The organism is Streptomyces sp. UH6 (genome assembly GCF_013421635.1).
GTDB classification, from domain to species: domain Bacteria; phylum Actinomycetota; class Actinomycetes; order Streptomycetales; family Streptomycetaceae; genus Streptomyces; species Streptomyces abyssomicinicus.
Genome location: NZ_JACADT010000652.1, coordinates 1 through 3285 on the forward strand (window position 1 = coordinate 1; position 3285 = coordinate 3285).

Sequence of the window (3285 nt, forward strand, 5' to 3'; positions counted from 1 at the left end):
GGGTGCTCGAGGCGGCGTCCCGCCCGGCGGGCGCGGACGCCTGACCCCACGCGGGCGCCCCGTGCGGGAAGTTGGACCGCGGGACGCGGGAGCCGGTCCGCGGAACGCGGGAACGCCCCCGCCCGGCCTCAATGGCCGGACAGGGGCGTTCCTCCACGCCGGATCGATCAGGGAGCCGATCAGACCAGGTCGAAGCGGTCGGCGTTCATGACCTTGTTCCACGCCTGGACGAAGTCCTGGACGAACTTCTCCTTGGCGTCGTCGCTCGCGTAGACCTCGGCGAGGGCGCGCAGCTCGGAGTTGGAACCGAAGACGAGGTCGGCGCGGGTGCCGGTCCACTTCTTCGCACCGGTGGCCTCGTCGAAGGCCTCGTACAGGTTGTTCTCGCCGTCCACCGGCTTCCACGTCGTGCCCAGGTCGAGCAGGTTGACGAAGAAGTCGTTGGTGAGCTTGCCCGGGGCGTCGGTGAGGACACCGTGCTCCGCGCCCTGGTAGTTGGCGCCCAGGACGCGCAGGCCGCCGACCAGGACGGTCATCTCGGGGGCGCTCAGGCCCAGCAGGTTGGCGCGGTCGACCAGCAGGTGCTCGGCGGGCAGGCGGTTGGCCTTGCCCAGGTAGTTGCGGAAGCCGTCCGCCTTGGGCTCGAGGGCCACGAAGGACTCGACGTCCGTCTGCTCCTGGGTGGCGTCGACACGGCCCGCGGTGAACGGGACCTCGATCTCGAAGCCCGCCTCCTTGGCGGCCAGCTCGACGCCGACGGCGCCGGCCAGGACGATGACGTCGGCCAGGGAGACCTGCTTGCCACCGGAGAGGGAGGCGTTGAAGGACTCCTGGACGCCCTCGAGCGTGCTCAGCACGGTCTTGAGCTTCCCCGGCTCGTTGACCTCCCAGTCGGCCTGCGGCTGGAGGCGGATGCGGGCGCCGTTGGCGCCGCCGCGCTTGTCGCTGCTGCGGAAGGAGGACGCGGAGGCCCACGCGGTGGACACCAGCTGCGAGACGGTCAGACCCGACTCGGCGATCTTGGCCTTGAGGGCCTTGACGTCGGCCTCGTCGACGAGCTCGGAGGTGCGCTCCGGCAGCGGGTCCTGCCAGATCAGGACCTCGGACGGGACCTCGGGGCCGAGGTAGCGCACGACCGGGCCCATGTCACGGTGGGTGAGCTTGAACCAGGCGCGGGCGAACGCGTCGGCGAAGGCGCGCTCGTCCTCCAGGAAGCGGCGCGAGATCTCCTCGTAGACCGGGTCCATGCGCAGCGCGAGGTCGGTGGTGAACATGATCGGCTGGTGCCGGACGCCCTCGAGATGGGCGTCGGGGACGACCTTGCCCGCGCCGTGCTTCGGACGCCACTGCAGGGCGCCGGCGGGGCTGTGGAACTGCTCCCACTCGTAGCCGAACAGGATCTTGAAGTACTCGTTGTCCCACTTGGTGGGCTCGTAGGTCCAGGCGCCCTCGAGACCGGAGGTCACGGTGTCCGCGCCCTTGCCGGTGCCGTGGCTGTTGCGCCAGCCCAGGCCCTGCTCCTCGAGGCCGGCCGCCTCCGGGTCGTCGCCGACCGCGTCCGCCGGGCCGTTGCCGTGCGCCTTGCCGAAGGTGTGGCCACCGGCGATCAGGGCGACGGTCTCCTCGTCGTTCATCGCCATGCGGCGGAACGTCTCGCGGATGTCGCGGGCGGCGGCGAGCGGGTCGCCGTTGCCGTTGGGGCCCTCGGGGTTGACGTAGATCAGACCCATCTGGACCGCGGCGAGGGGCTCCTCGAGGTCACGGTCGCCGGAGTAGCGCTCGTCGGCGAGCCAGGTGGTCTCCGGGCCCCAGTACACGTCCTCGTCGGGCTCCCACACGTCCGCGCGGCCGCCGGCGAAGCCGAAGGTCTCGAAGCCCATCGACTCCAGGGAGACGTTGCCCGCGAGGACCATCAGGTCGGCCCAGGAGATGGCCTTGCCGTACTTCTTCTTGACCGGCCACAGCAGACGGCGGGCCTTGTCCAGGTTGACGTTGTCCGGCCAGCTGTTCAGCGGCGCGAAGCGCTGCTGACCGGCGCCCGCGCCGCCGCGGCCGTCGGTGATGCGGTAGGTGCCGGCGCTGTGCCAGGCCATGCGGATCATGAACGGGCCGTAGTGGCCGTAGTCCGCCGGCCACCAGTCCTGCGACTCGGTGAGGAGCGCGGCGATGTCCTGCTTGACGGCGGCGAGGTCGAGGTTCTTGAACGCCTCGGCGTAGTCGAAGTCCTCACCCAGCGGGTTGGCGACCGCGGGGTTCTTGGCGAGGATCTTGAGGTTGAGCCGCTCCGGCCACCACTGGCGGTTGCCGCCGCCCGCGGTCGGGTGAGGGGCGCGCGCGCCGTGCGCGACGGGGCAGCCGCCCGTCTCCGCCTTCGGCTCGGTGACGATGGCGTCGTGGTTCTCAGTCATGTCCGTCCTTCTGGATCAGGCGATCACGGCTCAGGTGCTGCGAGCTGTGGAACAGGCGGGGCACAGGCCCCAGTACGTCACCTCGGCCTCTTCGATGACGAAGCCGTGGTTCTGGGAGGCGGTCAGGCAGGGCGCCTGACCGACCGCGCAGTCCACGTCGGCGACGGTGCCGCAGGAGCGGCAGACGACGTGGTGATGGTTGTCCCCGACGCGGCCCTCGTACCGGGCCGGGCTGCCGGCCGGTTCGATGCGGCGGACCAGACCGGCGGCCGTCAGCGCGTGCAGCGCCTCGTAGACGGCCTGGGTGGAGACGTGGCCCACCCGCTCGCGTACACCGGAGGCGATCGCCTCGACACCGAGATGATCACCGGCCCTGACGGTTTCGAGCAGCGCGACGCGAGCTGCCGTCACCCGCAGGCCGACACCGCGCAGTTCCTCGGCGGGCGAGGCGGGGTTTGCGGTCATGACGTCGAACCCTACATCTCTTGAGGCGATAGGTACAGAAAGACGAATGATTCAAGTTTAGAGCCTGTATTTTTGTCGCTCTTTGTCCATTATTGACAGATTTACCGACCCCTGGGGAGCCGCCGCGGGCGGCGGCGAAAAAGACCTGACGAGCCGTCGGCCGGACGGTATGGTTCCCGGCGATGACGACTCACACCCTTCACAGATGGGGGGTCCCGTCCGCGCAAGGTGAGTGCTGATGCCCACCGACAGCGCGAACGGACGACTCACCCTCTGGCGGCGCGTGCGGGCCTACGCCGTGCCGCCCTCCATGATCGCGACCGCGACCACCCGGCGCCGGGCCGGCGACTGGGCCGGGGCCTGTGCCGCCGCGCGGGTCGACGTGGACCTCGACCCGCGGACCGTCTCCCGC

At 70.4% G+C, this 3285-nt stretch carries 2 protein-coding genes; both read right to left on the bottom strand.

The window, feature by feature from the left end:
* Positions 1 to 179 precede the first annotated feature (179 nt).
* On the bottom strand, positions 180 to 2408 hold the full coding sequence (gene katG, locus HW445_RS23690; protein WP_180222975.1) for a catalase/peroxidase HPI: 2229 nt from the start codon (positions 2406 to 2408) through the stop codon (positions 180 to 182).
* 30 nt (positions 2409 to 2438) lie between these two features.
* Complete coding sequence (locus HW445_RS23695) at positions 2439 to 2873, bottom strand: Fur family transcriptional regulator (RefSeq protein WP_180222976.1); 435 nt, start codon at positions 2871 to 2873, stop codon at positions 2439 to 2441.
* Positions 2874 to 3285: the final 412 nt, after the last annotated feature.